At 44.8% G+C, this 26,360-nt stretch carries 22 protein-coding genes; 17 read left to right on the plus strand and 5 right to left on the minus strand.

Features of this window, described 5'->3' with window-relative positions; all coding sequences use genetic code 11:
* Positions 1-26 precede the first annotated feature (26 nt).
* Together NSQ66_RS12040 and NSQ66_RS12045 are read left to right on the plus strand one after the other, a co-directional pair.
* Positions 27-581: a copper amine oxidase gene (locus NSQ66_RS12040; protein ID WP_036686116.1), complete on the plus strand. Its 555-nt coding sequence runs from the start codon at positions 27-29 to the stop codon at positions 579-581.
* Positions 582-661: 80 nt separating this feature from the next.
* Entirely contained in the window at positions 662-973 is a 312-nt protein-coding gene (locus tag NSQ66_RS12045) for a DUF1292 domain-containing protein (protein ID WP_036686118.1), read from the plus strand.
* Between the two features lie 129 nt (positions 974-1,102).
* On the opposite strand, the gene NSQ66_RS12050 is transcribed toward NSQ66_RS12045, so the two are convergent.
* Positions 1,103-2,578, minus strand: coding sequence for an aminotransferase class I/II-fold pyridoxal phosphate-dependent enzyme (locus NSQ66_RS12050; RefSeq protein WP_036686120.1), 1,476 nt, complete (start codon positions 2,576-2,578; stop codon positions 1,103-1,105).
* A 97-nt stretch (positions 2,579-2,675) separates the two neighbouring features.
* On the opposite strand from NSQ66_RS12050, the gene NSQ66_RS12055 reads away from it, so the two are divergent.
* The 4 genes from NSQ66_RS12055 (at position 2,676) to NSQ66_RS12070 (ending at position 7,313) form a co-directional block, all read left to right on the plus strand.
* The gene (locus tag NSQ66_RS12055; protein WP_036686122.1) at positions 2,676-3,965 is read left to right on the plus strand and encodes an MFS transporter; all 1,290 of its coding nucleotides are present in this window, start codon (positions 2,676-2,678) and stop codon (positions 3,963-3,965) included.
* Between the two features lie 381 nt (positions 3,966-4,346).
* On the plus strand, positions 4,347-4,943 hold the full coding sequence (locus NSQ66_RS12060; RefSeq protein ID WP_036686566.1) for a hypothetical protein: 597 nt from the start codon (positions 4,347-4,349) through the stop codon (positions 4,941-4,943).
* Positions 4,944-5,204: 261 nt separating this feature from the next.
* Complete coding sequence (gene gndA, locus NSQ66_RS12065) at positions 5,205-6,620, plus strand: NADP-dependent phosphogluconate dehydrogenase (protein WP_076104782.1); 1,416 nt, start codon at positions 5,205-5,207, stop codon at positions 6,618-6,620.
* Between the two features lie 144 nt (positions 6,621-6,764).
* A complete protein-coding gene (locus tag NSQ66_RS12070) occupies positions 6,765-7,313 on the plus strand; it encodes a shikimate kinase (protein ID WP_244886472.1) in 549 nt (182 codons plus the stop codon).
* Positions 7,314-7,317: 4 nt separating this feature from the next.
* On the opposite strand, the gene NSQ66_RS12075 is transcribed toward NSQ66_RS12070, so the two are convergent.
* The gene (locus tag NSQ66_RS12075; RefSeq protein WP_038570249.1) at positions 7,318-7,623 is read right to left on the minus strand and encodes a rhodanese-like domain-containing protein; all 306 of its coding nucleotides are present in this window, start codon (positions 7,621-7,623) and stop codon (positions 7,318-7,320) included.
* Between the two features lie 110 nt (positions 7,624-7,733).
* Here NSQ66_RS12075 and aroA point away from each other — a divergent pair, with 110 nt between their 5' ends.
* From aroA to NSQ66_RS12110, 7 genes are all read left to right on the plus strand, one after another.
* The gene (gene aroA, locus NSQ66_RS12080) at positions 7,734-9,026 is read left to right on the plus strand and encodes a 3-phosphoshikimate 1-carboxyvinyltransferase (RefSeq protein WP_339279700.1); all 1,293 of its coding nucleotides are present in this window, start codon (positions 7,734-7,736) and stop codon (positions 9,024-9,026) included.
* Positions 9,027-9,101: 75 nt separating this feature from the next.
* Positions 9,102-9,536: a CoA-binding protein gene (locus NSQ66_RS12085; RefSeq protein ID WP_076303382.1), complete on the plus strand. Its 435-nt coding sequence runs from the start codon at positions 9,102-9,104 to the stop codon at positions 9,534-9,536.
* A gap of 512 nt (positions 9,537-10,048) precedes the next feature.
* The gene (locus tag NSQ66_RS12090; RefSeq protein WP_339279701.1) at positions 10,049-10,717 is read left to right on the plus strand and encodes a hypothetical protein; all 669 of its coding nucleotides are present in this window, start codon (positions 10,049-10,051) and stop codon (positions 10,715-10,717) included.
* Positions 10,718-11,511: 794 nt separating this feature from the next.
* Positions 11,512-13,398, plus strand: coding sequence for a glucose PTS transporter subunit IIA (locus NSQ66_RS12095; protein ID WP_036686132.1), 1,887 nt, complete (start codon positions 11,512-11,514; stop codon positions 13,396-13,398).
* Positions 13,395-15,164 carry a phosphoenolpyruvate--protein phosphotransferase gene (gene ptsP / locus NSQ66_RS12100; protein ID WP_036686134.1) on the plus strand — a complete coding sequence of 590 codons (1,770 nt, stop codon included), beginning with the start codon at positions 13,395-13,397 and terminating at the stop codon, positions 15,162-15,164. The genes NSQ66_RS12095 and ptsP overlap by 4 nt, the downstream gene beginning before the upstream one ends.
* 179 nt (positions 15,165-15,343) lie before the next feature.
* A complete protein-coding gene (locus tag NSQ66_RS12105; protein ID WP_094902125.1) occupies positions 15,344-15,874 on the plus strand; it encodes a sigma-70 family RNA polymerase sigma factor in 531 nt (176 codons plus the stop codon).
* Positions 15,867-17,261: a DUF4179 domain-containing protein gene (locus NSQ66_RS12110; RefSeq protein ID WP_076141718.1), complete on the plus strand. Its 1,395-nt coding sequence runs from the start codon at positions 15,867-15,869 to the stop codon at positions 17,259-17,261. The genes NSQ66_RS12105 and NSQ66_RS12110 overlap by 8 nt, the downstream gene beginning before the upstream one ends.
* A 93-nt stretch (positions 17,262-17,354) precedes the next feature.
* Here NSQ66_RS12110 and NSQ66_RS12115 read toward each other — a convergent pair whose 3' ends face one another.
* Positions 17,355-17,879, minus strand: coding sequence for a type 1 glutamine amidotransferase domain-containing protein (locus NSQ66_RS12115; RefSeq protein WP_036686137.1), 525 nt, complete (start codon positions 17,877-17,879; stop codon positions 17,355-17,357).
* A 257-nt stretch (positions 17,880-18,136) separates the two neighbouring features.
* On the opposite strand from NSQ66_RS12115, the gene NSQ66_RS12120 reads away from it, so the two are divergent.
* From NSQ66_RS12120 to NSQ66_RS12130, 3 genes are all read left to right on the plus strand, one after another.
* Positions 18,137-18,553 carry a hypothetical protein gene (locus tag NSQ66_RS12120; RefSeq protein WP_141118526.1) on the plus strand — a complete coding sequence of 139 codons (417 nt, stop codon included), beginning with the start codon at positions 18,137-18,139 and terminating at the stop codon, positions 18,551-18,553.
* A gap of 252 nt (positions 18,554-18,805) precedes the next feature.
* Positions 18,806-19,816, plus strand: coding sequence for a catabolite control protein A (ccpA, locus tag NSQ66_RS12125; protein WP_036686140.1), 1,011 nt, complete (start codon positions 18,806-18,808; stop codon positions 19,814-19,816).
* Positions 19,817-19,908: 92 nt separating this feature from the next.
* On the plus strand, positions 19,909-20,604 hold the full coding sequence (locus NSQ66_RS12130; protein ID WP_036686141.1) for a 5'-methylthioadenosine/adenosylhomocysteine nucleosidase: 696 nt from the start codon (positions 19,909-19,911) through the stop codon (positions 20,602-20,604).
* A gap of 3 nt (positions 20,605-20,607) precedes the next feature.
* Here the strand turns inward: NSQ66_RS12130 and NSQ66_RS12135 are convergent, their stop codons facing one another.
* Positions 20,608-21,240: a GNAT family N-acetyltransferase gene (locus NSQ66_RS12135; protein ID WP_076141717.1), complete on the minus strand. Its 633-nt coding sequence runs from the start codon at positions 21,238-21,240 to the stop codon at positions 20,608-20,610.
* A gap of 159 nt (positions 21,241-21,399) precedes the next feature.
* On the opposite strand from NSQ66_RS12135, the gene acsA reads away from it, so the two are divergent.
* A complete protein-coding gene (gene acsA, locus NSQ66_RS12140) occupies positions 21,400-23,124 on the plus strand; it encodes an acetate--CoA ligase (RefSeq protein WP_036686145.1) in 1,725 nt (574 codons plus the stop codon).
* A gap of 83 nt (positions 23,125-23,207) precedes the next feature.
* Here the strand turns inward: acsA and NSQ66_RS12145 are convergent, their stop codons facing one another.
* A complete protein-coding gene (locus tag NSQ66_RS12145) occupies positions 23,208-26,120 on the minus strand; it encodes a transglycosylase domain-containing protein (protein ID WP_051491442.1) in 2,913 nt (970 codons plus the stop codon).
* Positions 26,121-26,360: the final 240 nt, after the last annotated feature.

A 26,360-nucleotide genomic window follows, 5' to 3' on the forward strand; every position in this document is an offset into this window, starting at 1 on the left:
AGCATGAATTATCTGGAGGGTCTCAAATGAATAGATGGAAAAAAATCACTTTGTGCGTGTTTGCTTTTTCCTTAATGGGTGGCTCATTATTATTCGCCGATTCCGTTAATCAGAAAATTAGAGTATGGAGCAACGGAAAAGAAATTGTAGACGGCGGTTATCTAATTGATGGAAAAACGTACATTCCTGCTAGAGAAACAGGCGGGGTTGTTACTTGGGACGGTTCTGGGAAAGTTACGATTCTTAAACCTAATGTCCATATTGTACTTTTTAAAGGGGATACGGTTTTTGGCAATGTCAACGTAGGCAAGCTGAAAATTAAGATATTAACACAGGTAGATAGCCTGACTGAAGAGATTTCAGCTGTGAAAGTAGCCATGACAGATCCGTCTGGTAACGTTAAGGATATTCAGTCGCAGGTGCTTGAAGGCTCACAGAAGGATAATTTCTGGTTTCCAACCTCTGAGTTTACTTATGACTTTAAAGAAGCGGGCAAATATCGGGTAGGCTTCTATATTAAGCCATCCAAAAATGCAGATTACGTACTTGTGTCGGAGAAGGTAATTACAGCGTTAAATTAGGTGTTCTAAATTGACCTGAACTAATCTAACGTGGTACGATACCAGATGTAGGATAATACAATTCAAAGTGAGGTATTACAATGAGCGATCACAAACATGAGCATGGTGAAGCATGCGGTTGCGGGCATGATCACGACCATGAGCACGAGGAGTTTGTGCTGACCTTGACGAACGAGCAGGGCGAAGATGTGGAAATGGTGCTTGTAGAAACGTTCGACATAGGCGAGAAATTATATGCTCTGTTGTTAGAGCGCGAGAATCCAGAAGCAGACGGCATTATTCTGCGTATGGAAGAAGAAGACGAAGAAATGGTATTGTATAATATCGAAGATGAAGAAGAATGGAAAGCTGTTGAAGAAGCTTACAACAATCTGCTTGCTCAGCAAGAATAGATTCTAGCGACTAAACTTAAGCTGTTCTATGTGAATGGGACAGTTGATGCTTATATACAGAAACCCGATACTCATTATGGTATCGGGTTTTTGTATAAATGATTGAAGTTTTTTAGGAAAAGATGGATCTTAGGATATAGGATCGGCTTCAACAATCACCTTAACATTAGTGATGCTGCGGTCCTCAGGACCTTTAACCGGCAGACCGATTTCGACGTGGTCGATAATGTAGTCGATATTATCCTGAGTAATGACTTCGCCAGGGAGGAGAATCGGTATCCCCGGTGGATATACATAGATAAACTCTGCAATGATGTACCCGGCAGATTCGCGGAACGGAACTAACTGAGTGTCAGCATAAAAAGCATCTCTTGGAATCAAAGCAAGCTGCGGGATTTCTGGAACCTGAACCTTCAGTTCATAGATTTCACCCTTGCTATAATGGATGGCGGACAACACCCGCAAAGCAGCTAATAATTTATCTACTGATTCTTGAGTATCACCTGGGGTAATAAGGCAAAGAATATTATACATGTCACTCAGTTCAACTTCGATGTTGTATTTCTCACGCAGCCAGTTTTCGGTTTCGTAACCTGTGATCCCTAAATGGCGAACATGAATGTTAAGTTTGGTTGGATCTAGATCGAAAGTTGCTTCAGTTCCAAGTATTTCTTTACCAAAGCTGTACAAGCCTTCGATAGTGTTAATGGTCTCGCGTGCGTAGTTGGACAATTGGATCGTTCTTTCCGCCATTTCATGTCCGTTCAGCGCGAGATTACGTCTAGATGTATCGAGAGACGCCAATAAAATATATGAGGTTGATGTTGTTGTCAGCATGCTCATAATGGTCTGCACCCGTTGTGGGTTAATCAGCCCAGTCTTCGCATTTAGATTCAGTACCGAGCTTTGCGTCATGGAACCACCAAGCTTATGCACACTAGTGGCAGCTATGTCCGCACCGGCCTGCATGGCCGATACCGGCAGATCCTCATGAAAATGAATCAGTACTCCATGTGCCTCGTCCACCAGTACGGGTACCCCGTAACGGTGAGCCAGGTCGACAATCGAACGCAGGTCGGCACATACGCCGAAGTACGTTGGATTGATAACTAGAACTCCTTTAGCGTCTGGATGACGCTTTAACGCTCGTTCCAGCGCACTGGTGGTTATGCCGTGATCTATCCCGAGATTCTCATCCTGTACAGGCGAGACGAACACAGGCTTGGCTCCGGAGAAGATAATGGCCGACATTACGGATTTATGAATGTTACGCGGCACAATTATTTTTTCACCCGGTGAGCAGACAGAGAGGATCATCGTCATGATGGCATTGCTCGTGCCCTGTACGCTAAAATACGTATAGTCGGCGCCGAAAGCCTTCGCAGCCAGCTTTTGAGCCTCCTGGATTACGCCAGTTGGCTGATGTAGATCATCAAGCGGTGCGATGTTGATTAGATCTATGGATAGAGCGTTATCGCCGATAAACTCACGGAATTCGGCATCGGTTCCTAGCCCCTTCTTATGCCCGGGAATATGAAATTGAACTGGATTGCCGGCGGCATGCTTTTTTAGAGCTGTGAAGAGGGGAGTACGGTGTTGATTCATTTAATGCTGTCACAACCTTTCGCGAATAGTTAATTTTTAAGGCAAGCATCAGTATAACAAAACAATCTTCAGAATACTAGGATTTGGATGTGATAGAATGTCCACGAAAGCTGAACAACGGATGAATATTAGTTTAGCATCACCATTTATTGTGGAGATGTGGGTAATTATTTTTTTAGTTGAATTTGTTAAAGGTTCGCTGCTTGTTGCCTTGTTGCCAGTGTATATGGAGAATATACTGGGCCTGTCGGTGACAGTAGTGGGATTCGCTTTTGCCCTACAGTATTTGGGGGACAACGTCTTCCGCAGCCCTTCAGGCTGGGTTATGGAGCGCATAGGGTTCCGCTGGACGATGACAGGTGCATTGTTGCTGATTCTAGTAGCCATTGGCTTGATAATCTATGCCAAAACGGCCGTTGCGTTATCCATCGCCTGTCTCATTCTTGGGATCGGGACATCTCCGCTTTGGCCATGTGTGATGACCGGAATTACCGAACTCGCCGGATCAACCAAAAGCGGCAGCAGTGGTGCGGCCATGGGCGCTGTTGAGATGGCCTCTCTCGCAGGAACAGGAATCGGTCCAATTGTTGTGAATTTTTTAATGGATCAGGGTGGACAGAGTTATCATGTGGCTTTTCTGGTCTTGTTAGGTTGTGCTGCCGCTGTAGTTGTAGTAGCCCTTTTCTTACCTAAACGAATCTCTTCCAGCGGGTCTCATGCTGTCGTGAGGGACATGCATGGACTTGGCGGAGCAATGGATCGTAAAAAGCTTAGTCCGATAGAAAGTATAAAAAGAACGCTGCATCAGGTGAGAACTACCCTGAAAGTCAGCAGATGGCTGTACCCGGCGTTGTTCCTACAAGCCTTCGCCATTGGCTTGATGACGCCTGTAGTTACCTTGTTTGCACGTACAGAGCTGCATGTTAGTCCCAATCAATTCAGTTTGCTCCTCATCGCAGGGGGAGGGATTACAGTTCTTGCACTTATTCCCGCAGGCAAGCTGGTGGACCGCATAGGGACAACGGTGTTTCTGAATATAGGTTTTTTGTTAGCTGCCTTTTCACTGGCCTTTTTCTCTCAGGTTCGCTGGCTGCCACTTGCCTTTATCGCGGTGGCACTGGTCGGTATAAGCTACGCGCTTATCCTCCCGGCATGGAATGCCTTTCTGGCTAAGCAAGTACCTAAGGGAGAACGAGGGACGGTCTGGGGGTTGTTCCTGACACTCCAAGGATCAGGAATGGTAGCGGGGCCAGTTTTGTCAGGAAGATTATGGGATCATGTAGGACATGGTGTCCCATTCCTGGCAAGTGCCATTGTAATGCTGCTGCTCTTCGGGCTGCATCTGCTTATTGTGCATAGAACGAAACAGAAATTTAAGACTAGCTGAGGAAAATAAAGAGCCGCTGATAACCGAAGAATGATCCGGTATATCAGCGGTTTTTTTAGAAAATTAGAAGGATATAAGATATAACGGAAGTAAGTTTCGAAGGTCTTCTGTATGACACTGTGCAGCTGAAGGACTAGAACGTCTATGCTCCAAAAGGACTAAAAGGCATTAAAATTCTCGCTCAGCGTTTGGAGAAAGGCTGTTGCGGGTAAAAATAGTCAATAAACCAAGTTACCGCTACATAAACTGAAGTATAAAATAAGATTAAGACGAACGCAAAAAGGAAGTTAACTCAAGAAGAGGTCCGGCAGCCATGATTACTCTGGAATTGAACTAATGAAGGCTGGCTTTACAGATGTGAAGCTGTTAGGGGGGAGTGCCGTGAACAAAAACGACGAGGTGGAATATTGTAACCTGGAACTGCGGTTCGACAGACAGCATATCCAGGACCTGATCAAGGATTTGATTCAAGAAGGTTATTCCCTATATTGGAGCGAGAATGAACAGGTCTTTGTGATTTCGGTCCGTACGGGTCGTAAGTTAGTGAAATTGCGGTTTCAAAGGATTAAGGACGGCTATAAGCTTGTGGGCGATTATATGATCCGTGATGCTCGCTTGTCAGAGTGGATGGAGAAATTAATTGGGGATATGCGCGGGCATGCTATCGTTAAGCGTTTCCGGGATCGGCAGATTATTATTGAAAATATTCTGTTTGGCGAAGTGATTCGCCTGGTTGAAATTTCTGGTTATCAGCAGCGTGTGTTATATCAGAAGGGACCTATGCTCACAGATGAGGAGCTGACAAGACTCTTTTATTCTATTGAAGGGGAAGAACGGGTTCGCCAGCGGAGAATTGAAGTTGATGAACAGTTGGATCGGTTAAATGATGCATTAAAGGCTGGAGATACGGTTCGCGCGGACAAATGTCGAGCTGAGCTTGCCTTTTTGACCAAGGAATTGTTTATGTTAGAATGGTAAGCAAGTGCCGGGCAAATGTTCTTTCAAGGCACCCTGTTCATCGGGGTGTCTTATATTTGTATTGGAACTTGCAGACAGGGGTTCACTTCTTGCGTTAAAAACGTTAAAATAGTCATTGTGATCATTTCTTGGTCTGAATTTGTCAATGAAATTGATCTCTATTCGCAGGGCAGGCTTTGCTGTCTCTGATAAAGGGTGGTATTCTTATACTGCGAGAAATGGATTTCACAAAAATATAGGGTGCAAAGGGTGGAGGACCAGATGGCAAAACAACAAATCGGCGTTATTGGCTTGGCGGTAATGGGCAAGAATTTGGCTCTAAATATCGAAAGCAAAGGTTTTTCCGTATCCGTATTCAACCGCTCCCCGGAGAAGACACATGATCTTCTTGCTGAAGCGGAAGGTAAAAACCTCGTAGGCACATTTTCTGTTGAAGAATTTGTAGCTTCGCTGGAAACACCGCGCAAAATTCTGATCATGGTTCAAGCTGGTAAAGCTACTGATGCTACCATCGAGCAACTGCTGCCGCATCTTGATCAAGGCGACATCATTATCGACGGAGGGAATGCTTACTTCCCTGATACAGTTCGTCGTAGTAAAGAGCTGGAAGAAAAAGGTTTCCGCTTTATCGGTACTGGAGTTTCCGGTGGTGAAGAAGGTGCTCTTAAAGGTCCTTCGATTATGCCAGGTGGTCAAGAAAGTGCGTATAAACTTGTAGAGCCTATCCTAACGGCAATCTCAGCCAAAGTGGACGGAGAGCCTTGCTGTACATATATCGGACCTGACGGTGCAGGACACTATGTTAAAATGGTGCACAACGGTATCGAATATGGTGATATGCAATTGATCTGTGAAGCTTATCAGTTGTTGAAAGATGTTCTAGGTCTGGATGCAAAAGAACTTCACAATATTTTCAAAGAGTGGAACAGCGGCGAGCTCGACAGCTACCTGATCGAGATCACTACTGATATCTTTGCTCAATATGACGAAGAAACCGGCAAACCTATGGTTGACGTTATCCTTGATTCCGCTGGCCAAAAGGGTACTGGTAAATGGACAAGCCAAAGCTCACTAGATCTTGGTGTACCTCTGTCCATGATTACCGAATCCGTATTCTCCCGCTTCCTGTCTGCTATGAAGGATGAGCGCGTAGAAGCAAGCAAAGTGCTTAACGGACCAGAAGCAATAACATTTGAAGGCGACAAAGCCGAATTCATCGAGAACGTGCGTAAAGCATTGTTCGCGAGCAAAATCGTATCCTACGCGCAAGGTTTCGCTCAACTTCGCGTAGCTTCCGACGAATATGGTTGGGATCTGAAATATGGCGAGCTGGCTAAAATCTGGCGCGGCGGCTGCATTATCCGTTCCCGTTTCCTACAAAACATCACAGATGCTTATGAGAACAATGCAGAGCTTAAGAATCTGCTTCTTGATCCTTTCTTCAAGAATGTTATGGATAATTACCAATCTGCATGGCGTAAAGTCATTGCTTCTGCGGTAACTTTGGGTGTTCCAGTCCCTGGATTCTCCAGCGCATTGGCTTACTATGACAGCTACCGTACAGAACGTTTGCCTGCTAACTTGCTTCAGGCTCAACGTGATTACTTTGGCGCTCACACCTTCAAACGTGTGGACAAAGAAGGCGTCTTCCACCACAACTGGATGGCAGCAGAATAATCTAATTGACTGAATGACAAGCGGCCCGGACGGCTTCACCAGAAATGGGGAGCCTTTCGGGTCTTTTTTTACTGGAAGAAGCGGATTGTCTAATGTTTTGACCCTGTGTTATGATATGACAAATATCGCGGTTGGAGGATAGTCATGGCTGGGGATACAGAAGAACTAAAAACGATGAGTCAGGAAGATAAGAACAAAAACATTATTTTAGTAGGGATGATGGCGACTGGTAAGTCAACTGTTGGTGCTATTTTGGCCGAGGAGCTGGGCTATGAGCTGGTTGATTTGGATCATGTCATTATTGAGACTGAAGGCAGAAGCATTGCAGAAATCTTCGCAGAAGATGGTGAGGAATACTTTCGAAGCGTAGAAACTGCGGTTCTTAAGCAAATGCTAGAGTCTGAGAATAAATTAATATCCACTGGTGGTGGCGCGGTATTGGCGCCGGGGAATACAGCCTTAATGCTGAGTAAAGGGCATGTGGTTGCGCTAACGGCAACTGAGGAAGAGATTATTGCACGTGTTAGCGGGGATCAGAATCGTCCGCTGCTCGCCGGCAATGCAGAAGAACGGGTCAGACGAATCATGGAAGATCGCCAGGATGCATACCTATTCGCGCATTACACGGTCGATACAACGGGACTGACTGCGGCAGAAGTGTCGCAACATATTTTAATGCATTACCGCGGTTGAGCTTTTAAGAGAGTGTCTCATTCCATTCAATCATACCACCGCTAAGGTTCGCAGCGTTATAACCAAACTGCTGTAGATATTCGCAGACACGTTGGCTGCGGGCACCGGAACGGCAAATGAAGATCACTTTGGCGTCGCTTGGAATATCCTCAGTACGGTGTGGAATTTCTCCCATAGGGATATGTTGTGCACCTGGAATCATCCCAGAGGCCACCTCTTCGTCTTCGCGAACATCGATGAGTACAAGGTCTTCACCTGTCTCTATACACTGCCGTAATTCTTGCGGTGTGATTTGTGGTACATTATGCATGGGTTTGACCTCTTTTCATCAGAAGAATGGTTTAATGATAACACAAGAACAGAATACCCTGTCAAACGAGCATTACATACCCACTACATCTACTAAGGAGAGTTTATATTATGGACGTTATTGTTAGGCCAACGCCATCTCTGCAAGGAGAATTTGGAGCCCTCTCTTCCAAAAACTATACGACACGTTATCTGCTGGTTGCGGCATTGTCTGAAGGAGTAAGTACGATTTATCATCCTGCACATAGTGAGGATAGCGACGCGATCCGTCGCTGCATAGCAGATTTGGGTGCTGTGCTTACAGAGGATGAGGAAAAGATTGTGATTCAAGGCTTCGGACGTCATCCAAAAGACGTTAAAGAACTTAATGTAGGAAATGCCGGAGCGGTGCTGCGTTTTCTTATGGCTGTGGCCGCGTTAAGTCCTGAGGTTACTTTTGTAAATACGTATCCAGACTCATTGGGCAAACGTCCGCATGACGACTTGATTGTGGCGCTGGAACAGCTAGGTGTTCAGGTGGAGCATAATGAAGGGAAATTGCCAATCACGATCCGTGGGGGTAAACCGGTTGGAGGCAGAATTACTGTCTCTGGTGCAGTAAGCTCCCAGTTCTTAAGTGCTCTATTATTCCTGACACCATTGCTTGAAGAAGATAGTGAAATTATTGTCCTCGATGATTTGAAATCGAAGGTTGTCGTGGGTCAGACCTTGGAAGTGTTGGAGCAGGCAGGTATTGTGGTGCACGCTGCGGATGATTACATGTCCTTTAAAGTTCCAGGTCGTCAAGCTTATGCAGCTAAGTCATATACTGTTCAAGGTGACTACCCAGGCTCTGCGGCAATCCTTGCGGCGGCTGCCGTTACAAAGTCGAATGTGAAAATCCACCGTCTTGCAGAACAAAGTAAACAAGGTGAAAGAGCCATTGTTGATGTGCTGCGGATGATGGAAGTTCCTCTTACTCATGAAGAGGGCACAGTACATGTCCAAGGGAACGGTATCCTAAAAGCTGTTGAATTTGATGGAGATGCTGCAACCGATGCGGTATTGGCCATGGTGGCTGCCGCAGTATTTGCAGAAGGCACCTCCCGATTCTATAATGTTGAGAATTTGCGTTATAAGGAATGCGATCGCATTACCGATTACTTAGCAGAATTAACCCGTGCCGGAGCTAAGGTAGAAGAACGCCGCGATGAGATAATTGTTCACGGCATGCCTGAAGGTGTCGAAGGCGGAGTCACCATTAATGCGCATTATGACCACCGCGTAATTATGGCACTATCCGTAGTGGGCCTGCGTGCGCGTAAACCTCTTTTGATTAAGGATGCACATCATGTGGCAAAATCTTATCCGCAATATTTTGATCACTTGCGTGCGCTTGGTGCGAATGTGGAGTGGGTACAATAGGAATGAGGGAGCTAGTGTATCTAGCTTCAGTTAAACAAGGATCATTAAGTGTAACTATGGAAAGGGGCACTACTTATGAGCTTTGAGAATCCAAGTCGGGAGCAGATCGGAGATATCCTTGCTTCCGCAGGTAACATTGCTGTTGTCGGCTTGTCAGACAAAACAGACCGAACCTCTTATATGGTCGCGGGCGCCATGCAAAGCCGGGGATATCGGATCATTCCCGTTAACCCAACGGTGGATGGTGAGATCCTGGGTGAAAAGTGTTATCACACTTTAGCTGAAATTCCAGATCCAGTGGACATCGTCAATGTATTCCGTCGAAGCGAACACTGCGCAAAGGTCGCGCAGGAGGCTGCTGACATTGGCGCACGTGTGCTGTGGCTCCAGCAGGGTATAGTTAGCGCAGAAGCCGCTGAAATCGCCGCTGAGCACGGTATGATCGCCATTATGGACCGCTGCATCAAGGTCGAAGAAGCGATCACTATGCATGGGCGTAGCCGGCAGTAGGGTTGGTCATATACTGTTGAACTGAACACTGAGTTAAGTGTGTGGTGATTACAGTTATCGTTGACCAACGGACGTAACAAGGAACTGACGAATAACGAACTAGCTGGTGAAGAATGAACTAGCTGATGAAGAACGAGCTAGCTGGCGAAGAACGGACTAACTGGTGAAGAACGAACTAGCTGGTGAAGAACGAACTAGCTGGTGAAGAACGGACTAACTGGTGAAGAACGAACTAGCTGGTGAAGAACGAACTAGCTGGTGAAGAATGAGCAAACTGGCGAGAACGAGCAAAAGAGGAATAAACTAACTAGGTTTAAATTTATGACGCTGAGGTTATAGCAAACTTAGATGATGGAGATCAGCCAAAGTAAGAGGTATTGTGTAACACAAGGTGCGATTTTTAATGTAACTCGCCTGTTGAGCTAGTTATAATGAGATTAGACGAAGAACGTCCTTTAACCGCTTTTTGCGGTGAAGGGCGTTTTTTTATTTTGTAGGGGAGGCTATAGGTTATGGAGTTTGAAGAAGCGCATGGTTTGTTTATCGACCAACATATGAAATCAAGAACAGGTGAAAAAAGAGGGAGGCTGGTTAGAGGCAATAATTTTGCGGAAAAGCTATTTTTGCAGAATGTATGGTGGCCTATGTTTGAGTCCCTAGACGATTTGCATCCAGAATACGAAGTATATGACTGGAATCGCAAATCACAATTTTTGGACTTTGCTTTTCTTCCGCAGACGGGCAGCAGCTTTGGGATCGAGTGTGATGGATATCAAAGCCATGTGAAAGATATGGACCGCGAAAAATTCAACTATTCAGTAAATAGGGACACTTTTTTGACTGGGATGGGCTGGAGGATGATTCATTTTTCTTTTGATGATATCCAGCAACGTCCCGAGGTCTGCCGCATGCTGTTGCAACTGGTGCTGGCGCCTTACTTGGCTCGTAATTCTGTTAGCGTAGCTATTTTGTCTGAGGAAAAAGAGGTTCTGCGTTTCGCTTGGCGTCTCGGTAGACCGGTTCGTCCAAAGGATGTGGCCACGCATTTCTGCATTAATTTCCGTACGGCGCGTCGATTGCTGCAATCATTAAGTGAGAAGGGGTTGCTGAAGCCGGTTAATCAGGGAGAAAGAATTCGGTATTATGAGGTGAAGGCTCTCAGACCAGATCAAATGTGGTAAGAGGATCTTTAGAGTCTGCGCAAGGGAATAATTGCACTTTGTACAACTAAATCGCCGGAATAGTTATCTAAATGCGAAATAGTTGTACTTTGTACACTTAAAACGCATCAAAGATTAGATTAGGTGGGAAATCATTAAAAATAGTTGTATGAAGTGCAGTTAAAAAAGTGCTCAGAGTAACGTCGATATGAATAGTTGTACAAAGTACACTTAAACTCAGGTGGAATTCCTAACTGTGAGTTTAGGGTGTTGGAGATAGCTAATGGGGGGAGAAAAGTTCGATGTTATGAAGCGAATGCTCTGAGACCAGTTCAGATCAGATCAGACCAGATCAAAAACAAATCAAAACAAATCAAATCAAATCCAATCCAATCAGGTATGCTAGGGACATCTATAGGACAGCTGCGCAAGGGAATAATTGCACTTTATACAACTAAAACGCTAAAATAGCTATCTAAATGCGAAATAGTTGCACTTTGTACACTTAGAACGCATCAAAGATTAGATGAAGTGGAAAATCACTAAAAATAGTTGTATAAAGTGCAGTTAAAAAGGTGCTCAGAGTAACGCCGATATGAATAGTTGCACAAAGTACACTTAAACCCGATTCTGACTCTGTAGTATTAATAGCTCCACGTAAATACCAGCCGTTCTATGGATACTAATGAATAAATGTTTAGTGGAAAGTGAGAATATTTGTTTTAAAAATGTAACGTGAAGATCTCATGAGTTTCTTTTGACAAAAATCCCCGCAGCGCTTACCATTCAATATAGAAAGAAAGGAGAGGGTAGCCTTGAATTGGCTCGGATCATTGCAGCAATTGGGCAGAGCCATAATGCTTCCTACCATGGTACTGCCGGCGGCAGCCATTTTGCTGAGTTTGGGCAGCTTACCTTGGTCTGCATGGGGACTTTCTTCGGTGTCTGAAGTGGCTACTTACGCGGGGCAGGCAATATTTTATTATATGCCTTATTTGTTCGCTGTAGGTGTAGCATGGGGTTTATCCAATCAAGCCGGAACGGCGGGGCTTGCAGCGCTGGCTGGGATGTTCACTTACGACCGAATTGTCACCCAAATGGGAGACGGGCTTGTACAACCTGCAACACTAATCGGAATTTTGCTGGGGATCGTTGCCGGTGTCGCGCAAAACCGGTTTAAAAATATTAAGCTTCCAGAGGCGATCCAGTTTTTTGGAGGGTCGCGTTTTGTTTTGCTGTTCATGGGCTTATTTTCTGCCGGGTTCGCGTGGGTAATGTTAGGAATATCTCCGCTGCTGCAGATTGGGCTGGATAATCTTTTTCAGGGAATATTGCAGACGGGCGGGTTTGGTGTTTTTATCTATGGGGTCCTATATAGGGTTCTGACCGCTTTTGGACTACATCATATTCTTAATAATGTGTTTTGGTTTCAATTTGGGAATTTTACGACTCCTGATGGCAGTGCTGTGGTTCAGGGGGATTTGCCGCGTTTTTTTGCAGGCGATCCTACGGCGGGGATTTTTATGGCGGGGTTGTTTCCGATTATGATGTTTGCGCTGCCTGCCATTGCTTTTGCAATTATTCAGGAAGCGCGCGAGGATTTGAAGCCCAAGATTAAAAAGACTTTTGTACGGGCGGCGTTGGTTTGTTTTCTGACCGGGGTTTCGGAGCAAATCGAATTTGCATTTTTATTTGCTTCTCCGTATTTGTTCGCGGTACATACTGTAATGTCCGGTCTCGCAATGGTACTGACCTACATGCTGGGAATCCATCACGGGTTCTCCTATTCGGCTGGAGCCATCGATTTCTTCTTGAACATGCATTTATCACAGAGGGCTTGGCTGCTGATTCCGATTGGTATCGGCTACGGGATTGTGTACTATAATTTATTCCGCTGGGCGATTCGCCGTTTTCAGATCCCGACACCGGGGCGTGAAGAAGGTTCAGAGCTTGGGGATTGGGCCGGCAATATCCCTTATCAGGCACCGCTAATTTTAGAGGCGCTTGGGGGCAAGGAGAATATTGTACAAGTGCAGTCCTGTATCACCCGTCTGCGGCTTACGGTTCATAATGACCGATATATAGATACTGGAGCGCTTAAAGGTTTGGGTTCCGCAGGGATTATCAAGCTGGGCGGCGGAAATGTCCAGGTAGTATTTGGCACGTATTCTGAACTGATCCGCGAGGAGATTAACAAGCTTATGCTTCGTGATTTGCCGCAGGTGCTGTTCAGTTCGCCAATGCAGGGCAGAATGATGCCTATCGAGGAAGTGCCTGATCACATTTTTGCAGCTAAGCTAGTGGGCGATGGGGTTGCATTTTTGCCGGAAAAAGGGGAACTTACTTCACCCGTATTCGGGAAAGTTATGCACGTCTATCCTACAATGCATGCCGTGGGTATTTCGACGCCGGAAGGGCTGGAAGTACTCATGCATATAGGGATCGACACTTCACAGCTCAAGGGACCCTTTGAGGCGGTTGTAAAAGAAGGCGACAGCGTGGAGCCAGGTCAATTGCTTGTTAAATTCGACCTCGCTTATTTGCGTGAACATGCGGCCTCATTGGCTACACCGATGGTGATCACGAATCCTGATCGGGTCAAATCATGGAGCTATGCTCCATTTAAAAATGTTAAAAAGGGGCAATCATCAGTAATGTCCGTAGTCTTACACGAAAGTAACGTTGGAGGGATTGAAGGATGATACAAGGCATAGGCGCAGCAGCAGGTGTAGCTATCGGGAAGGCCTTTGTCTTGCCGAACTGGGAATGGAGCTTACCGGATACACAAGTGAACCCAGTGGATCTAGCTAAGGAGTTTGAGCGTTTATACGAAGGTATCCGTACCTCTAAGGACGAGATTGAATTCATCAAAAAAGAGTTCAGAGAAGTGGTAGGTCCGGAGGAATCGAGTATTTTTGATGCTCATCTGGCGATCTTAGATGATCCTGTGTTCATGAGTGAAATCCGCGGGATCATTGAACGCCAGTACAAAGCGGCAGAAGTAGCTGTGAAAGAAGCGATTGATCATTTTGTAGCGATGTTTGATCTGCTAGACGATGAGTACATGAAGGAGCGGGCGGTTGATATCAAGGATGTCGGAAACCGTCTTTTAAAACATCTTTTAGGCGCTCCAGAGGTTACGTTACCATCGGATACACAGCCATATATTCTTGTTGCGAAGGAGTTGTCTCCTTCCCAGCTAGCTCACTTGAATCCAACTTATGTTCTAGGTATTGTCACCATGATGGGCGGTAAAACCTCACATTCCTCCATTATGGCTCGTGCGCTAGGCATTCCGCTTGTAGCGGGCTTGGAGAATAATCTGTCTAATCCTATTCAGACCGGGGACATGCTTGTGATCGACGGCGATACCGGATCTGTACAAATCCACCCAGATGAACTTACGATAAATGAATATGTAGCGATTCGGGATAAACAGCATAAAAAGAAAGAGCAGCTGGAACTGCTCGCCACCGTGGAGGCTGTCACCAAGGATGGTGTGAACCTGCGACTTGCCGGCAATATCAGTTCAGTTAAAGAACTCAACATAGCACTTAAGTATGGTGCTGAAGGTGTAGGCCTGTTCCGTACCGAGTTTCTTTATATGGATCGCAGATCTTTCCCAACTGAGGATGAACAATTTGAAGTGTATAAACAGGTTGTCGAGAAGGTGGGCAACAACACTGTAGTGATTCGTACGCTGGATATTGGCGGGGACAAGCAGTTGGATTATATCCAGCTGCCTGAAGAACAGAATCCTTTCCTTGGTTATCGGGCGATTCGCATCAGCTTGGATCGATTGGATATGTTCAAAACCCAGCTAAGTGCCATTTTGCGGGCAAGTGCATACGGGAATGTAAAGTTAATGTTTCCGATGATTTCTTCCGTAGAGGAAGTGCAGGCGGCAAAAGCTGTTTTAGAAGAAGTGAAAGCTGAGCTGGAGCAACGAGATATCCCTTTTAACCGGAATCTTCCTGTGGGTATTATGATTGAAGTTCCGGCGGCGGTTATGATTGCGGATTTATTGGCTGAGGAAGTTGACTTTTTCAGTATCGGCACTAATGATTTGGTTCAATATGTGTTAGCGGTAGACCGTATGAATGAACAAATTGCTCATATGTATCATCCGTACCATCCAGCGGTTCTGCGAATGATCCGTATGACGGTAGAAGCGGCACGTAATGCCAAGATTGATATCAGTGTATGTGGTGAAATGGCGGCGGATGAGCGTTCTTTGCCTCTTTGGCTGGAGCTGGGAATTAGAGATCTCAGCATGTCGCCGCAGGCGCTGCTGAAGGTTAAACACCGCACACTGAACACATTGGCCAAGGATGCCAAAAGAATTGCCAAAGCGTGTTTCCATCATCGTACAAGCTCAGAGACGGAAGAAATGTTAACTGCGTTTGCGCAAAAAAGTGGCCTTACGCTTGGATCAAGCGGAGAACTACAGGAGAAAGCCTCATCCTAAAGTTACTGTAACTTTTATTCAATTCATATCAAGGTTCGGCATTCTTGCCGAGCCTTTTTCTATATTTATGACATACTTTTAAAAAAACAAAACCGTTTACCCTGCAGCGCAGTCAATACATAGAGAGAGTTACACAGAACCGATTTAGGAATAAAGGCAAGGGGGGAGGCAGGCCGAAAATGGATCACATTATAAATGATGAAATGGAAATGGCCGCTACGGACGAAGAGCTGTTTTATGAGCAAGTGGCTGGACAGAAAAGAAAACTTTATAGCATTGCCTACAGCTATTTGCGAAATGAAGCGGATTCGCTGGAGGTTTTGCAGGAGGCAACCTGCCGCGCATGGATTAAACGAAAGAGCTTAAAAGACGCGGAGCGGTTCGCTCCTTGGTTAACACGTATTTTGATTAATTGCTGTAATGATGAGCTGAAGCGCCGAAAGAGGAACACAGTCGCAGAAGCTGCTCGAAGTGATGAGGGAATCATGGAGATGAAAAGTGACCGCAGACTGGACATGGAACAAGCGCTGGATGGAGTGAAACCCAAATATCGCCAAGTGCTGGTGCTCAAATATTACAAGGATATGACCCTTGCCGAAATTGCAGAGGTGCTGGATAAACCAGAGGGCACAGTGAAGACATGGCTGAATAAAGGATTAAAACAATTGCGTGACAAAATGAAGCGGAAGGGGGAGCTATTTTATGGCTGAGTCTGAAGAAAAGCTGCTTAAGGATTATTTTCAGAAAATCGATGCGGAGGCAGAAGAAATTTTGGATGTAAAACTGGACACTGCGATCCGCAGGGGGATGCAGCAAGGGAACCGTACACGTTTGTCTTTTAGTAAAAGGTACGCTGTTGTTGTATTGGTGGTCTTGGCATTCGCCTTACTTATAATTGTGCCTTGGGCAAATCAGATGATAAATCCCGTACGTGCACAATTACCTCCAAAAAGCTGGGGCCAGCTTGAATTGTTTAGACCCGTTATTGCTAATAATCTGACGATTAAATCAGCACTTGATGCAGGGATGATGAAGGAGGTAAGTATCTCTTCTTCTGAGGTGGATGGGATAACATGGACTGTTAACGGAATCATTGCAGATCGAAGAGGCATTGCAGTGCTTTATACAATCCAGAATAATACGGATCAGAAGATGCGTCTTTTTGGCTTGTCTTTGAAAAAGACTCCAGAGGATAAATACCACCTTAGTGGATACAGCGGGTTTAGCACTTCTAATGCACAAGAGGTTGGGTCCCCTGGGACGACTCGTATGTATGAGCAAATCGTCTGGGATAAATATCAGGATGAGATACCAGAGGAGTTGAATATCACATTATCGCTTTTTCCAGATGCTCTTAGTCAAGTTTTTAATAACAAGGATATAAAAGAAATGGGTGTCAAAATTCCACTGGAAGCCGATAACAATTATTTTCAAGGAGAACTTGTTGATTTGAAGGATAGTCTGTCTATCGGTGGACAGAAAATTATAATGGACCAGGTTTATATTGGACCTACGGGTATTTATATGCGGGAAACCTTTGGCAGAGAGAATACAATGAGGATTTTTAGTTTGCTTTCACCTAAGCTTGTCCTCGGAAAAGGGGGTCATCAAGAGGAACTAATGCGGGCAAGTGGATCGAATATTTACCACAATGACAATATGAGACCTAATGATCCAATCAAACTTGAAGTTGAAGGAATCTCTGCTCTAGATCAATCAGAGGTCGAGCTTGTGATTAACACGGAAACGCAGCAGATTTTAAAGGCACCGGATAACTCTCTCTCGATTTCCAAACGGACCGCGGACGAAGAGCAGGGGATTATAGTATTGGATTTATTGATTCCCAAAAAAGTTGAGGAGTTGCATGAAGCAACCGGTTTTGGGATAGACGATAATTTTGTGGATAGCGCTGGAAGCGGACATTGGCTTGTACATGATAATTACTCCGGATATAGAGAGTATAGAGAGGATGCTAAAGGAACTACAATAACTTATTTTCTTAACGTGGGTAAAGAAAAGCTGCCTCAACCTTTGACCTTTAGGTTTACAAATTATCCAAATATGATCATGGAGACGGATTCTATGCGGATCAGGTAATAATTTGGAATTTTAAACGCCTCAAATCAAAAGCCCTGCTCCTCAAATTGTGAGAAACAGGGCTTGTTTGATTTTAAACTATATACCTATTGTTTATTCCCCAGCAAGTGCATCGCAAAAGGCTTTGCCGTATGGCGGAAGATCTGGCGGGCGGCGAGCGGAAATGATATGTCCATCCGTAACTACAGCCTCATCCTTCCAGATGGCTCCGGCATTCTCCATGTCATCACGGATGCCCGGCGTGGAGGTGACGGTTACACCTTCCAGAATTTTAGCAGAAATTAATACCCAGCCTGCATGGCAGATCTGCCCAATTGGTTTTTTAGCCGCATTAAAATCCTGTACTAGCTTTAGAACGGCACTGTATCTACGGATTTTATCAGGAGCCCAGCCGCCTGGAACCAAAATCCCATCATAATCTGCGGCATTAAGCTCGTCCCAGGAGTATTCTGCTTTAGCAGGTACGCCATATTTACCGACGTACGTCTTATTTTTTTCCAGACCTGCCAAGTGAACCTCGGCACCTTCTTCTCTCACCCGATACACGGGATACCAGAGCTCCAAATCTTCAAATTCATCGTCTACGAGTGCTATCACCTTTTTACCGGCTAGTCTCATTTAGTTAAGCTCCTTTCGATTCCCATGATTCTTTCATTATTCTATCAAATTTAAAATATGAAGTCATCTTTAGGGATGTAAATTATAGACAAATTGCCAATTTAATCATTATATGCAATAAAGGAGGGTTTTAATCGAGTGGAGTCGAATATAGAAGTTGAAAAAGTCAAACTTTGTGCTTTATTAATTTTGTGCAAGAGGTGTAGAAGATGTATAAAGATAATTTGATGGAGAAGTTGTGCAGTTGTGGTGGCCTCATGAACTTACATATGCATTCTTTGATTTTTAATACGAAGATGAAGATTACGCATGTTCCTGTCTATACCTGCCCAGAATGCGCTAGTTATGAACCTTTGCAGTTTATTAAAGCAGATCTAGGCAAATTAGTAAAAGAACTCAGTGGAGATGATCCGGGAAAAGATTTTTTGTTTACGGAGAGAAATGAATTGGCCAGTGTATTAAAAGAATCCTTGTCAGAAACTATAATAGGGGGAATATTAGAACTAGAGGCGATAATCCGAGAGAGGATTCAGACCCGAGTCGATATGCTTCTCGATATCTATCGTTTAGCTGAGAAGCTGTCAGACCAACACTGGATGGAAGAAACTAGTCGAAGATTGTCTCAATTAACCTTCCAAATGACTGAAAATGAAGATTATAAAAAAATTGTGTGAAAATAATGAAAATTTTTCACGGAATGTTGGATTTTTCACTCACTTTTTGTTACGATAGATAGAAGTTACATTATTGATGCTCTTGGACAGGTTAACCAGCACTGGTCACAATTTTAATCCAGGGTGACGTTTTCAGCCTTGAAAGAAATTTTGGAAGGAAAATGAAGCGTTATCATTGCACAAATGTACAAAGTGTCGTATCATATTTTTAATTAGTCGAACGATAAAATTTATCGCAATGGAGAGAGTAATTTGACGGTAACCATTTACGATGTAGCTCGAGAAGCAGGCGTATCTATGGCTACGGTATCACGGGTTGTGAATAATAACCCTAACGTGAAACCGCAGACCCGGAAGAAAGTTTTTGAAGCGATTGAACGTTTGGGATATCGTCCCAATGCCGTGGCAAGAGGTCTTGCCAGTAAGAAAACGACAACCGTTGGGGTTGTCATCCCTGATATTTCAAACTCGATTTTTGCAGAAATTGCACGCGGGATTGAAGATATCGCGAACATGTATCATTACAATATCATATTGTGTAACGCGGATAAGCGTAAAGAGAAAGAAATTCGTGTCATTAATACCCTTTTGGAGAAACAGGTCGATGGTCTGCTCTTCATGGGGGGTACAGTAACTGACGAACATATTCAAGCTTTCCAGACTTCTGCAGTTCCGATTGTTCTATGTGCTACACGGGATGAGAAGGGAACTTATCCTTCCGTTGACATCGATCATGAAACCGCTGCTTTTGATGCTGTGAACACATTGATTCGTCACGGTCATCGTGAGATTGCTATGATCAGTGGCACACTGCAGGATCCTGCAAATGGATATGCACGTTTCCATGGTTACAAGAAAGCACTGGAACAGGCAGGAATCGAGTACCAAGAGGATTTGGTACGCATCGGTAACTACCGCTATGAATCTGGTGTAGAAGCAATGAAGTATTTCCTTGGACTCAAGAAGAAACCAACCGCTATTTTTGCGGCAACGGATGAAATGGCTATTGGCGCCATTCACAGTATTCAAGATGAAGGTCTGAAGGTACCGGATGATTTCTCCATTATTAGTGTGGATAACATTCGTATGGCTTCGATGGTTCGTCCTTTGCTGACAACCGTAGCTCAGCCTATGTACGATTTGGGCGCGGTTGCGATGAGACTTTTGACCAAGCTTATGAAGAAAGAAACCGTTGAGAATCCGCGGGTTATCCTGCCTCATGAAACGATTCTCCGCTTGTCGGTTAATCATCTGAATAAGTAATTTAAGAACTGAACAGTTATTCCGTAAAAAGCTCCTTATGGAGCTTTTTATGTTTTTATTTATTAAACAAATCATCAAAGGAGGCATTTGCTGTGAGTGAAATCATCGGATTAATCGGAGCGATGGATGAAGAAATTAAGCTGCTTCTAGAAGGCATGGAGGACAAGCGGACAAAAGTTAAAGCAGGTATACAATATTACATAGGAAATATATTAGGCAAATCCGTAGTGCTCTGTAAATCTGGGGTGGGTAAAGTAAATGCAGCAGTTACGACTCAGCTTCTAATTGATAATTTTGGCGTATCCCGTGTGCTGTTTACGGGGGTTGCTGGTGCTGTACATCCTGAATTGAATATTGGAGATATTGTTATATCGTCTACATGTGTACAACATGACATGGATGCTACGGGGCTTGGATTCGCAAGAGGCGAAATTCCTTATCAGGAGACTTCCGTCTTCCAGGCAGACCCTGCGTTAGTACAGCTTGCTGAGAAGGCATGCAATGAGTTAGGTCAAAAGTACTTGATAGGCAAAGTGTTATCTGGTGATCAATTCATTTCTAATGCGGAGATGGTAGCTGAATTAAGAGAGCAAATGGATGGAGCTTGTGTGGAAATGGAAGGGGCGGCGGTTGCCCAAGTCTGTCATATGAACGCCACGCCCTTTGTCATCATTCGCTCGATGTCAGATAAGTCTGATGGATCAGCTGAGGTGAATTTCAGAGAATTTACAGTACAATCTTCACAACGCTCGCATTCCATATTAGAATTTATGCTGCAGCATATTTAATGCTCAATACATGAAACGTTGTCTAAAACGTACTCTGTCAAAGGTCTCCTGAGAGGACATGGGCACCTCTTGTCCAATGCGAACCATTAGGCAGTTAGCGGGATGTGAGCAGATTTCCGGATCATCCGTAGCATACCAAACCATATTAACGGTCTTCATCAGGCGTTCCATCATTTGGCGATAGGCCCACACGTTCAGCCCACTGCCTTTTAAATCCCAGTGCCAATAATACTCTGTTGTAAAAACAATACAATTCTCTAATTGCTCCCGTTCAAAAGCAGTAGAAATCAGCAGCCGGCCTAGTCCGGCCCCTCTATAATCATTACTCACCTCTATTGCTCCAAGCTCAATAAGATCCTCCATCCCACCCTGTGACCATAACTCCATTTCATCTGGATAATGGAAGGTCACATAGCCCACTATGACATCATTCTCTACCGCAGTAATCACACGGCCTTCTGGCAAGCTGGCGATCTCTACGAGCGCCTCTTGCTGCTCTAATGGCCTGCGAAAAGCATCTAGATCCTGATGCATATGCAGGGCTTCAAGGTCCTCAGGAGATCGGGGTCCGCTCACAGTTATCGTTCTACCCATATAGGAGAGAGTATGGGAAATAGGGATTTTGCGATGCTCCATGACAGTGCTCCTTTCAGATCAAAAAAATGGTATGTAAACGCTTGCTATGGTATACTAATTCAGACATAAAAAATTCACATTCACTGCATTGACATCATTATTTAAAACATGAGTCTTACCCTTAAAGCTTAAATCAAACGAGTGAGGGAGGCAAGAGTGATGGGTCAAGTCCATAGCGAAATTTTGCCGGGTCGTGTGCAGAGCTCCAATATGTCTGATTATGCGGAGGCAGTAGCCAATTTTGAGTGGGAGGATGTTGAACGTAATTTCTCATGGTATGAAACCGGCAAGGTTAATATGGCCTATGAAGCCGTTGATCGCCATGTTGATGAAGGGCGGGGAGCGGCAACGGCCCTACTCTACAGTGACACTGTACGGGAAGAATCCTATACATTTACCGATCTGCAGGAACGGTCGAATCGGTTCGGAAATGTATTGCGTAAATATGGCATCGGTAAAGGAGATAGGGTATTTATTTTTATGCCTCGCCAACCGGAACTGTATTTCAGTCTGCTAGGTATTCTCAAAATCGGAGCCATAGCAGGACCCTTGTTCGAAGCCTTCATGGAAACAGCAGTTAAGGATCGTTTGGAGGATAGTGGAGCCGTTGCGCTGGTAACTACGCCTGAATTGCTGCATCGGGTCAAGCGAGAAGAGCTTCCGGAGCTTCGTCATATTTTTCTAGTAGGTGGAGCAACAGATATTGAGCAAGGAAACTTAGGGTTCGCAGAAGAGATGGCTAACGTTTCTGCTGATCTTAATTTAGAATGGCTTGATTTGGATGACGGCCTTATTATGCATTATACATCTGGTTCTACAGGAAAGCCCAAAGGCGTTTATCATGTGCATAGAGCAATGATTCAACATTATTATACAGGCAGAGTAGTGCTAGATCTACGTCAAGACGATATATACTGGTGTACGGCAGATCCTGGCTGGGTGACCGGAACTTCATACGGCATATTTGCCCCTTGGTTAAACGGGGTGACCAATGTAGTTAGAGGCGGCCGCTTTAGTCCTCAGGATTGGTATAAGACAATCGAACGGAATAAGGTATCTGTATGGTACAGCGCACCTACAGCTTTTCGTATGTTGATGGGTGCAGGGGAGCACTCCTTACAGGGGATTGATTTAAGCAGCTTGCGCCATGTTCTATCGGTTGGTGAACCGTTAAATCCGGAAGTGGTGCGGTGGGGAGATAAATTTTACAATCAGCGTATACATGATACTTGGTGGATGACTGAAACAGGGGCACAATTGATTTGTAATTATCCGGCAATGGATATCAAACCAGGCTCAATGGGCCGTCCGTTACCGGGGATTGAAGCAGCGATTCTGGATGATCGGGGAAATGTTCTTCCACCGTTCTCTATGGGGAATCTTGCGATAAAAACTCCGTGGCCGTCCATGATGAAAACGATCTGGAACAATCAGACGAAGTATGAGGAATATTTCCGGATTCCTGGCTGGTACATTTCTGGCGATTCCGCTTATATGGATGACGAAGGATATTTCTGGTTTCAGGGACGAATTGATGATGTTATCAACTCTTCTGGTGAGCGTATTGGGCCATTTGAAGTGGAGAGCAAATTAGTGGAACATCCGGCAGTGGCAGAAGCGGGTGTAATCGGCAAACCGGATCTTGTGCGGGGTGAGATTATTAAGGCTTTTATCTCGCTTAGAGAAGGTTATACTCCAACTGCTGCTCTGAAAGAGGAGATCGCCGCTTTTGTCAAAGCGGGCCTGTCTGCACATGCTGCGCCGCGAGAAATCGAGTTTAAGGATAAACTACCGAAGACACGATCAGGTAAAATCATGCGGCGTGTACTGAAGGCATGGGAGCTGCATCTTCCGACAGGAGATCTATCCACGATTGAGGATTAGAATGAATTGTAAAAAAACACCGTCCCCGGATGAATCCATGGGAACGGTGTTTTGCTGTGTAAAGTTATTTATTAATCTTTGGGCTAACGTGTCCCTGCATTATTACCTGCTGTGGGATTATTACTGCCCCCAGTACTGTTACCTCCACCGGCTGGTGTTTCCGTCGGTAGCGGGAGAATGTTACCTGGATCCTCAATAATGTCTCCTGGTGTCGTCTCAGGCTCTGTAGGCGGCTCTGTGCCAGGTTGTTGATCAGGTGTAGGAGTTGCTTCTGGTGTTGGTGTAATCCCTCCAGCAACGCTGCCAGAAGCCGTCTCATTACCTGCAACATCCACGGCGGTTACATAGAAGGTTGCATTAGCACTTGCCGGTGTACCCGGCGTGAATACCTTGTTCTCATCTGCCATGAGTATAGATTGCTTTTGGAAAGAACCTCCATTTAATGAACGATATAAGCGGTATCCCACAACATCTGCCGAGCTGCTAGCGGAGAAGCTGATGACCGCTTTACCAGTGCTATAAGAGACGTTAACATTTCCAGGAGCAGCAGGGGAAGCCCCGTCGTCCACTCGTGGATCAACTTCTGTTGGGAAATCCGTCTTGGCATCGGCTGGCATATAATACTCCAGTGATTTATGATCCTTCATCTTAGGGAAGGCAGCCAGGAGTTCTTTGACGAGTTCCTGTATCGGCTTCTCACGTTTAACGACAATTTTTTCCTTTAGGAACTCCTCTGGAGTACCTTCCAACGGGATATAATTGACGCCTTTGTAAGTAATATACTTGGCTTTGGAAATCCCGTCGTCGCTCTCTTTTGGCACATATTTTGTATTAAATATATCCGTTGTGAATTTATCAGTCAGAGATGTTGGCAGTTTGCCGCTATATGCTGAAACTGTCTTTTTGATAATTCCTTCAGGCTGTGCAAATTTGTCTGTGACGAATAGTTCCGGCTGCTTATCAATGACAGCATTCAATACTTTTGCCCATAATGTTTGGGCTTGACGTTTTTGTGTATCTCCCGTAAGGGTGTTGATTTGCTCTTTGTAACCGACCCACATTCCCAATGTGACATCAGGAGTGTAGCCCATAAACCATACGTCCCCATAATTCTGGGTAGATCCAGTCTTACCGACAATCGGAATTTCTTTAGAGTGTTTGTATGCTCTTTTTACGGTGCTGGCTGTACCCTCTGTAATTACAGTTCGCAGCATATCTGTCATTAGGTAAGCTGTTTGCTTAGAGAATACTTGCTCAGGATTAACCTTGTGCTGATAGATAATTTTGCCCTCTGAATTGACGATTTTCTCAATCATGTAGGCATCATTAAAGGCTCCCTGGTTGCCGATAGCGGAATAGGCATTGGTTAACTCTTCTACGGATACACCGTATTTGAGACCGCCTATAACCCCAGTCTGCGCGCTGTAATCATCATCTGTGAGGGTGGTGATCCCCAGCTTTTTAGTAAAGGCCCAAGATTTCTCTATTCCGACCTTTTCATTAAACAGCTTAAGCGCAGGCAAGTTGAGCGATTTATTAAGTGCGTAACGGGCAGTGACCAGACCTTGATAGCGGTTATTGGCATTCTTGGGAATATGGAATCCTTTTCCGCCGTCTTTTAGAATAATTGGCGCGTCATCCACAATCCCGGCAGGCTGAATCAGCCCTGCATCTAAGGCTGGTAAATAAGCTGAAATTGGCTTCATAGTCGATCCGGGCTGACGGATCATTTGGGTAGCATAATTCATCTGCTCAATATTGAAGTCGCGGCCCTCAATCATGCCGAGAATGGCTCCCGTTTTGTTATCAATTAACATGCCAGCCGTCTGTTCCATACCTTTGGTTTTGCTGTCTTTAGTAAAATTATTGCTGTCTTCTGAGACACTATGCATTGCATTGTAAACTTTTTTATCAATAGTTGTGTAGACTCGATAACCGCCGGTCATGAGCTGCTGTCTTGCTTCTTCAAGTAACACGGCATTGTCAGTAGTGCTATTGGCATCCGTTGTGCCATTTTTCTCTTCATTCAATGATAGAAGGATCTCGGATGCTTTACGCTCAGTCTCCATCATCAGGTATGGATATGTAGCATAGGCTTTTTTGGTATGTGGCGCCAGAGAACTCTTGATATCAAATTTAAGGGCTTCATCATATTGAGAGGTAGTGATCTTATTCTCCTCAAGCATACGACGAAGTACAAGATGTTGGCGGTCCATAGCTCTGTTGAAAGCTTTTTCGTTGAATTCACCTATGCCATTAAATGCAGAATAAGCAGAAGGGAGCTGCGGAAGACCAGCCAAATACGCTGCTTGAGCGACATTCAATTTGTCCAGATCGTCTAGACCGAATATCCCCTTGGCTGCTGCTTTAATCCCGAAAACATTGTAGCCATTCGAACCATTGCCGAAAGGAACCTTATTTAGATAAGCCGTTAATATTTCTTGCTTGGTCAAGAAGCGTTCCAATCTAAGAGAAAGTAGAATTTCTTTTACTTTACGATCTTCTGTCCGATCCAGATTCAGGAATACACGTCTTGCGAGCTGCTGGGTGAGTGTACTGCCTCCGGTCTGAACGGATTCGTTGAGAAGCTTTTGTTTGACGGCACGCAAGGTGCCTTTGAAATCCACGCCATTATGCTCATTAAAATTATTGTCCTCTATTGCGAGAACTGCATCGATAATAAGCTGGGGGATATCGTTGAATTCAATGAGCCTTCGGTCTTCTTCTGTCCGAAGCTGGCCGATCGGTGCGCCGTCTCGGAAATAAGCGAATCCGGTGATCGCATTTTGACTGACCTGCTGCTGAATCATTTCTTCGGAGCGAACAGGTTCATCCTTCACAATGGAAGCGACATAGCCTGCTACAGCACCACCGGCAAATAGAACGCCTATTATTCCAAGAATAAACATCCACTTAACTACAGAACCGAACCTGCTTAGGGCGGATCTGCGGGGTGAAGGCTTCTTAGCGTTTTTTTTCTTGTTCTCTTGAGCCATCGACGATAATTCCTCCTTTTAACGGAATTATTATAGCATAAATTGGCGTTTTTGAATGCGCTTCTACCTGATTCTCATGGTCTTAAGATTCGACTTTTGTGCAAAAATTATAAATAAAGTAATTTAGGGTATGATTTGCGAAAGCGTAATAGGCAACAAACGGCTTGGAATTTAGAATATAGACATAACAAAAAGCCCCCGGATTAATCCGGAGGCTTCGGTCATACCCGCTAAAAGCGA

This window comes from Paenibacillus sp. FSL H3-0329 (assembly GCF_037963285.1).
Lineage (GTDB): Bacteria > Bacillota > Bacilli > Paenibacillales > Paenibacillaceae > Paenibacillus_AQ > Paenibacillus_AQ odorifer.

Excerpts from the sequence above, each read along its gene's own strand:
- NSQ66_RS12120 (WP_141118526.1), top strand. The coding sequence starts at position 18,137 with ATGAACTTACATATGCATTCTTTGATTTTTAATACGAAGATGAAGATT.
- NSQ66_RS12055 (WP_036686122.1), top strand. The coding sequence starts at position 2,676 with ATGTCCACGAAAGCTGAACAACGGATGAATATTAGTTTAGCATCACCA.
- NSQ66_RS12075 (WP_038570249.1), bottom strand. The coding sequence starts at position 7,623 with ATGCATAATGTACCACAAATCACACCGCAAGAATTACGGCAGTGTATA.
- NSQ66_RS12050 (WP_036686120.1), bottom strand. The coding sequence starts at position 2,578 with ATGAATCAACACCGTACTCCCCTCTTCACAGCTCTAAAAAAGCATGCC.
- NSQ66_RS12145 (WP_051491442.1), bottom strand. The coding sequence starts at position 26,120 with ATGGCTCAAGAGAACAAGAAAAAAAACGCTAAGAAGCCTTCACCCCGC.
- NSQ66_RS12040 (WP_036686116.1), top strand. The coding sequence starts at position 27 with ATGAATAGATGGAAAAAAATCACTTTGTGCGTGTTTGCTTTTTCCTTA.
- acsA (WP_036686145.1), top strand. The coding sequence starts at position 21,400 with ATGGGTCAAGTCCATAGCGAAATTTTGCCGGGTCGTGTGCAGAGCTCC.
- gndA (WP_076104782.1), top strand. The coding sequence starts at position 5,205 with ATGGCAAAACAACAAATCGGCGTTATTGGCTTGGCGGTAATGGGCAAG.
- NSQ66_RS12105 (WP_094902125.1), top strand. The coding sequence starts at position 15,344 with ATGGATCACATTATAAATGATGAAATGGAAATGGCCGCTACGGACGAA.
- NSQ66_RS12115 (WP_036686137.1), bottom strand. The coding sequence starts at position 17,879 with ATGAGACTAGCCGGTAAAAAGGTGATAGCACTCGTAGACGATGAATTT.
- NSQ66_RS12045 (WP_036686118.1), top strand. The coding sequence starts at position 662 with ATGAGCGATCACAAACATGAGCATGGTGAAGCATGCGGTTGCGGGCAT.
- NSQ66_RS12110 (WP_076141718.1), top strand. The coding sequence starts at position 15,867 with ATGGCTGAGTCTGAAGAAAAGCTGCTTAAGGATTATTTTCAGAAAATC.
- NSQ66_RS12135 (WP_076141717.1), bottom strand. The coding sequence starts at position 21,240 with ATGGAGCATCGCAAAATCCCTATTTCCCATACTCTCTCCTATATGGGT.
- aroA (WP_339279700.1), top strand. The coding sequence starts at position 7,734 with ATGGACGTTATTGTTAGGCCAACGCCATCTCTGCAAGGAGAATTTGGA.
- ptsP (WP_036686134.1), top strand. The coding sequence starts at position 13,395 with ATGATACAAGGCATAGGCGCAGCAGCAGGTGTAGCTATCGGGAAGGCC.
- NSQ66_RS12090 (WP_339279701.1), top strand. The coding sequence starts at position 10,049 with ATGGAGTTTGAAGAAGCGCATGGTTTGTTTATCGACCAACATATGAAA.
- NSQ66_RS12070 (WP_244886472.1), top strand. The coding sequence starts at position 6,765 with ATGGCTGGGGATACAGAAGAACTAAAAACGATGAGTCAGGAAGATAAG.
- NSQ66_RS12085 (WP_076303382.1), top strand. The coding sequence starts at position 9,102 with ATGAGCTTTGAGAATCCAAGTCGGGAGCAGATCGGAGATATCCTTGCT.